General features: G+C 67.0%; 6 protein-coding genes. All 6 read right to left on the bottom strand.

Going from position 1 to position 6,190, the window contains the following annotated elements; translation table 11 throughout:
- Window positions 1-222: 222 nt before the first annotated feature.
- Entirely contained in the window at window positions 223-1,374 is a 1,152-nt protein-coding gene (gene dnaJ / locus JI746_RS27310; protein ID WP_201693477.1) for a molecular chaperone DnaJ, read from the bottom strand.
- Between the two features lie 78 nt (window positions 1,375-1,452).
- The gene (gene dnaK, locus JI746_RS27305; RefSeq protein WP_201693476.1) at window positions 1,453-3,405 is read right to left on the bottom strand and encodes a molecular chaperone DnaK; all 1,953 of its coding nucleotides are present in this window, start codon (window positions 3,403-3,405) and stop codon (window positions 1,453-1,455) included.
- Window positions 3,406-3,497: 92 nt separating this feature from the next.
- The gene (gene grpE, locus JI746_RS27300; protein WP_201693475.1) at window positions 3,498-4,073 is read right to left on the bottom strand and encodes a nucleotide exchange factor GrpE; all 576 of its coding nucleotides are present in this window, start codon (window positions 4,071-4,073) and stop codon (window positions 3,498-3,500) included.
- A gap of 244 nt (window positions 4,074-4,317) precedes the next feature.
- A complete protein-coding gene (locus JI746_RS27295; protein WP_201693474.1) occupies window positions 4,318-4,668 on the bottom strand; it encodes an FKBP-type peptidyl-prolyl cis-trans isomerase in 351 nt (116 codons plus the stop codon).
- An 18-nt stretch (window positions 4,669-4,686) separates the two neighbouring features.
- Window positions 4,687-5,853, bottom strand: a complete 1,167-nt coding sequence (locus JI746_RS27290; protein WP_201693473.1) for a fumarylacetoacetate hydrolase family protein — start codon at window positions 5,851-5,853, stop codon at window positions 4,687-4,689.
- Entirely contained in the window at window positions 5,853-6,170 is a 318-nt protein-coding gene (locus JI746_RS27285; protein WP_201693472.1) for a winged helix-turn-helix transcriptional regulator, read from the bottom strand. Before JI746_RS27285 ends, JI746_RS27290 begins: the two co-directional genes overlap by 1 nt.
- Window positions 6,171-6,190 lie beyond the last annotated feature (20 nt).

Genomic DNA, 6,190 nt, shown 5'->3' with positions numbered 1-6,190 from the left:
AGCGACGCCACATCTCGGCGTTCTGCTCGGGCTCCAGCCCTCGATCTTTTCTCGATGTCATTCCGGCCTTTCACAACATGAATCATGTTGCATTGACCGGTTGAGACCGCCGGGATCCAGGGCTCCCGATGAAGAAAGGGCGGCCATTGGCCGCCCTCCTGGGTCCCCCGCCTGCGCGGGGGATGACGTGTTTCGGTTCGCGCGCTCGCCCGCTCCCGCATATCACGCGTTGAAGAACCCCTTCAGCTTGTCCGCCCACGATTCCTCGGTGGGCGAGTGCTTGGCGCCGCCCTTCTTCAGCGACTCGTCGAGCTCCTTGAGCAGCTTGCGCTGGTGCTCGCTCAGCTTCACCGGGACTTCCACCGCCACGTGGCAGTAGAGGTCACCTGGATAGTTCGAGCGCACGCCCTTGATCCCCTTGCCGCGCAGGCGGAACTGCTTGCCGGCCTGGGTGCCTTCGGGGATGTCGATCGCCGCCTTGCCATCGAGCGTCGGCACGTCGATCTCGCCACCGAGCGCGGCGCGGGCGATGCTTACCGGCACCACGCAGTGCAGGTCGTCGCCTTCGCGCTCGAAGATCGGGTGCTTCTTCAGCCGGATCTCGATGAACAGGTCGCCCGGGGGGCCGCCGTTGGTGCCCGGCTCGCCGTTGCCGGCGCTGCGGATGCGCATGCCGTCGTCGATGCCGGCGGGGATCTTCACTTCCAGCGTCTTCTGCCGCTTGACCTTGCCGGCGCCGTGGCAGGTCATGCACGGCTCGGGAATGATCTTGCCGGTGCCGCGGCAGTGCGGGCAGGTCTGCTGCACGCTGAAGAAGCCCTGGCGCATCTGCACCACGCCCTGGCCCTGGCAGGTCGTGCAGGTCTTGGCCTGGGTGCCGGGCTTGGCGCCGCTGCCGTGGCAGGTCTCGCACTCGTCCCAGGACGGGATGCGGATCTGCGCGTCCTTGCCCTTGGCGGCCTCTTCCAGCGTGACCTCCATCGCGTACGAGAGGTCCGCGCCGCGATAGACCTGGCGCCCGCCGCGGCCGCCGCGCGCGGCCGCCGCCTGGCCGAAGATGTCGCCGAAGATGTCGCCGAAGGCTTCCGCGAAGCCGCCGAAGCCTTCCGGCCCGCCGCCCATGCCGCCGCGCATGTTCGGGTCCACGCCGGCGTGGCCGAACTGGTCGTAGGCCGCGCGTTTCTCCGCCTCCGACAGCATCTCGTAGGCTTCCTTGGCCTCCTTGAAGCGCGCTTCCGCGTCCTTGGCGCTGTCCCCCTGGTTGCGGTCAGGGTGGTACTTCATCGCCAGCTTGCGATAAGCCTTCTTGATCTCTTCGTCCGAGGCGTTCTTGGGAACGCCGAGGACTTCGTAGTAATCGCGTTTCGTGGCCATTTCTTTTCAAACTGCTGGAGCGAAAACGCCGCGTTGACGGAAGGGCCCGTCGAACGCGGCGGTCCGGTCAGGCCGTGATCAGCCCTTCTTCACTTCCTTCACTTCCGCGTCGACGACGTTGTCGTCGTTCGCGGGGCGGGACGCTCCGGCGCCGGCGGGCGCCTCCGGGCCGGCACCCGCGGCACCGCCAGCTGCCGCGCCGGCACCGCCTTGCGCCGCGTACATCTGCTCCGCGAGCTTGTGGCTCACCTGCATCAGCGCGTTGGTCTTGGCCTCGATGGCCGCCTTGTCTTCCGACTTCAGCGTCTCTTCGAGTTCCTTGATCGCCGCTTCGATCTTCGTCTTCTCGCCGGCGTCGACCTTGTCGCCGAAGTCGGTCAGGCTCTTGCGCACGCTGTGCGCCAGCGCCTCGCCCTGGTTGCGGGCGTTCACCAGTTCGAGCTTGATCTTGTCCTCGGCCGCGTTCTGCTCGGCGTCCTTCACCATCTTCTCGATCTCGGCTTCCGTGAGGCCCGAGTTCGCCTTGATGGTGATCTTGTTCTCCTTGCCCGTGCCCTTGTCCTTGGCGGACACGTGCAGGATGCCGTTGGCGTCGATGTCGAAGGTCACCTCGATCTGCGGCAGGCCGCGCGGCGCCGGCGGGATGCCTTCCAGGTTGAATTCACCCAGCAGCTTGTTGCCCGCGGCCAGGTCACGCTCGCCCTGGTAGCACTTGATCGTCACCGCAGGCTGGTTGTCGTCGGCGGTCGAGAAGGTCTGCGCGAACTTGGTCGGGATCGTCGTGTTCTTCTTGATCATCTTCGTCATCACGCCGCCCAGGGTCTCGATGCCCAGCGACAGCGGGGTGACGTCCAGCAGCAGCACGTCCTTGCGCTCGCCCGAGAGCACCTGGCCCTGGATGGCGGCGCCGACGGCGACGGCCTCGTCGGGGTTGACGTCCTTGCGCGGCTCCTTGCCGAAGAACTCCTTGACCTTCTCCTGCACCTTGGGCATGCGCGTCATGCCGCCCACCAGGATCACGTCCTGGATGTCGTTGACGGACACGCCGGCATCCTTGATGGCGACGCGGCAGGGCTCGATCGTGCGCGCGACCAGTTCCTCCACCAGCGCTTCGAGCTTGGCGCGCGTGAGCTTGATGTTCAGGTGCTTGGGACCGCTCGCATCGGCCGTGATGTACGGCAGGTTCACGTCGGTCTGCGTGCTGTTGGACAGCTCGATCTTCGCCTTCTCGGCCGCTTCCTTCAGGCGCTGCAGGGCCAGCACGTCGTTCTTCAGGTCGACGCCCTGTTCCTTGCGGAACTCGGTGACGATGTAGTCGATGATGCGCTGGTCGAAGTCCTCGCCGCCGAGGAAGGTGTCGCCGTTGGTGGACAGCACCTCGAACTGCTTCTCGCCCTCGACGTCGGCGATCTCGATGATCGAGATGTCGAAGGTGCCGCCGCCGAGGTCGTACACGGCGATCTTGCGGTCGCCCTTGCCGTGCTTGTCGAGGCCGAAGGCCAGGGCCGCGGCCGTCGGCTCGTTGATGATGCGCTTGACGTCCAGGCCGGCGATCCGGCCGGCGTCCTTGGTGGCCTGGCGCTGCGAGTCGTTGAAGTAGGCCGGCACCGTGATCACGGCCTCGGTCACTTCCTCGCCGAGATAGTCCTCGGCGGTCTTCTTCATCTTGCGCAGCACCTCGGCCGAGATCTGCGGCGGCGCCAACTTCTTGCCGCGCTCCTCGATCCAGGCGTCGCCGTTGTCGGCGGCCACGATCTTGTAGGGCATCAGGTCGATGTCCTTCTGCACTTCCTTCTCGGTGAACTTGCGCCCGATCAGGCGCTTGACCGCATAGAAGGTGTGCCTCGGATTGGTCACGGCCTGGCGCTTGCCGGAAGCGCCGACGAGGATCTCGCCGTCCTCCTGGTAGGCCACGATGGAAGGCGTGGTGCGGCCACCTTCGGAGTTCTCGATGACCTTGACGTTGTTGCCTTCCATGATGGCAACGCACGAGTTGGTCGTGCCCAGGTCAATGCCGATGATTTTTCCCATTGCTCTTTCTCCTTGATCTGTTCGGCCTCGAGGGCGCGTGAATCAGTCTGTGGGGTAGTTGTGGATAACTGTTACGGATTCAAGGCCGTGCTTCACTTCGCCGCGGCAACGGTCACAAGCGCGGGGCGCAGCACGCGGTCGGCAATGGAATAGCCCTTCTGCAGCACCGTGACCACGGTGTTGGGCTCCTGGTCGGCGGGCACCACGGAGATCGCCTGGTGCTGATGCGGATCGAACTTCGCGCCGGCCGCCGGGTTGATCTCGATCACCTTGTTGCGCTCCAGCGCCGCCTTGAGCTGGCGCAGGGTCGCCTCGGCGCCCTCGCGGATCTGCTCGGACGTGGCGTCCTTGTGGGCGAGGCCGGCTTCGAGGCTGTCGCACACCGGCAGCAGGCTTTCGGCGAAGCCCTCGACGGCGAACTTGCGGGCCTTGGACACTTCGTCCTCGGCGCGGCGGCGCACGTTCTGCATCTCGGCCTGCGCGCGCAGGAACTGGTCGGCGAGCTCGGCGTTCTTGGCACTCAGCTTCGCCACCTGCTCCTGCCACTCGGCATCTTCGGCGGAAGGCTGGGCGGGCGCGCCCTGCGCGCTGGCGGCATCGTTGGCCGCGGCTTCAGGGGCCGTGTCGGCAGGCTTGACGCCTTCGGACTGGACGTTCTGGTCGGACATGGCAGGAAAAAGTCTTGGTGTTCTCTGACTGGACGGGTGGGAGCTTGGGGCGGGGAGGGGGTTTTCAAGAAGACCGGGGCAAAAAGCTGCTGGGCTTTGATCCCGCGCCGGCATTTGCCGGGGAGCCCGGTCTGGTAGGCTGGCGGTGAGCCTTGCGAACCCCAGCGATCAGCCGCAGCGAAGCTGGGGTTCGCGCGCTCCGCGGCTCACCACCAGCCTACGAAAACCGCCGCCCTGGCGCCGTTCAGCGCGTCTCCAGCAACTCCACGTCGAACTTCAGCGTCGCATTCGGCGGGATCACGCCGCCGGCGCCGCGGGCGCCATAGCCCAGGTCCGGCGGAATCAGCAGGGTGCGCTTGCCGCCCACCTTCATGCCGGCGACGCCTTCGTCCCAGCCCTTGATCACCATGCCGGCGCCGAGCGAGAACCCGAACGGGTCGTTGCGGTCCCGGCTCGAATCGAACTTGGCGCCCTGCACGCCGTTGTTGTACAGCCAGCCGGTGTAGTGCACGCGCACGTCCTGGCCGGGTTTCGCCTCGGGGCCGCTGCCAACGAGTTCGTCTTCGTACTGCAGGCCGCTGGGGGTGGTGATCATGTTTTTCTTTCGTGGAGTTCAGAGGAGGCCGCGGCGCGCGAGGTCGCGCATCAGCGCGACGGCGCCATAGCGCCAGGGCTCGATGCGGTCGCTGGTGTTGACGCGGTTCACGAGTGTACCGAGCGTGGGCGTGGCGATGGCCACGACGTCGCCCACCACGTGCGTGAAGCCGAGGCCGGGGCCGTGCCTGTCCTGCGTGGGCGCGAACATGGTGCCCAGGAAGAGCACCAGCCCGTCCGGATACTGGTGGTTGGGGCCGATCGCGTGCTCGACCAGCTCGAGCGGATCGCGGCTGATCATCGAGATGTTGCTGGACCCGGAGAGCTGGAAGCCCTCGGGCCCGACCACCTTCATCGAGAGCTCGGCCTGCCGCACCTCGTCGATGCCGAATTGCGCGTCGAACAGGCGGATGAAGGGCCCGATAGCGCAGCTCGCATTGTTGTCCTTGGCCTTGCCCAGGAGCAGGGCGCTGCGGCCCTCGAAGTCGCGCAGGTTGACGTCGTTGCCGAGCGTCGCGCCGACCGTCTCGCCGCGGCTGTTGACGACCAGCACGATCTCCGGCTCGGGGTTGTTCCACTCGCTCTTCGGGTGGATGCCGATCTCCGCGCCGGTGCCCACCGCGCTCATGGGCTGCGACTTGGTGAAGATCTCGGCGTCCGGGCCGATGCCCACTTCGAGGTACTGCGACCAGATCCTGCGCGCGACCAGCACCTCCTTCAGGCGCATGGCGTCGGGCGAGCCGGGGCGCACCTTCGACAGGTCGTCGCCTATCACTGCCACCACCTCCTTGCGCACCGATTCGGCCAGCGCCGGGTTGCCGCGCGCCTGCTCCTCGATCACGCGTTCGAGCATCGAGGCCACGAAGGTCACGCCCGAGGCCTTGACCGCCTGCAGGTCGCAGGGCGCGAGCAGCCAGGGCGCCTCGTCGACGCGCTTGTCGGCGCAGCTGTTGGCGATCACGTCGTGCAGCGCCGCGATGCGCGGCGCGTGGTGCGCGCGCACGGCGGCGGCGGGATCGGCGAGTTCCAGCAGGGCGCTGCAGGTGGGCGCCAGCTTCGACAGGTCGTAGATGGCCTGGTCGTCGGCGCGCACCAGCACCGGCCCCTGGCCTTCGATCCACACCCGGCCGACGAGGGTGGCTTGCTGCGCATCGGCGGGCAGCGTCGCCTTGAGGAAGTCTTGCATCAGCTTGGCAGTTTCTTCTTGGCCTGGGCGGCGGCCCAGCGGGCGGCGAAGGGTTGCAGGTCGCCCAGGCGCTTGAGCAGGTCCGCGCCGCCGGGGGTGACACTGTACCCGTCGCCGTTGTGCAGCATGAGGCCGGCCTCGCGCAGTTCCTTGATGCGGGTGTTGAGCGTGTTGGGCGTGATGCCGCCCACGCTGTCCTGCAGCAGGCGGAAGGTCTGCGGATGGCCGTCGCGCAGGGCCCACAGCACGCGCATGGCATAGCGCGCCTCCAGCAGCGCGAGCAGCTGGCCCATGGCGGCATTCTCCTTGGAACTCATTCGCGCGGGTCTCCTGCGCC

It is taken from the genome of Ramlibacter alkalitolerans (assembly GCF_016722765.1).
In the GTDB taxonomy this organism is placed as follows: Bacteria; Pseudomonadota; Gammaproteobacteria; order Burkholderiales; family Burkholderiaceae_C; genus Ramlibacter; species Ramlibacter alkalitolerans.
Note: the sequence above shows the minus strand (reverse complement) of the source record. Positions and strands in the feature narration are given on the sequence as shown.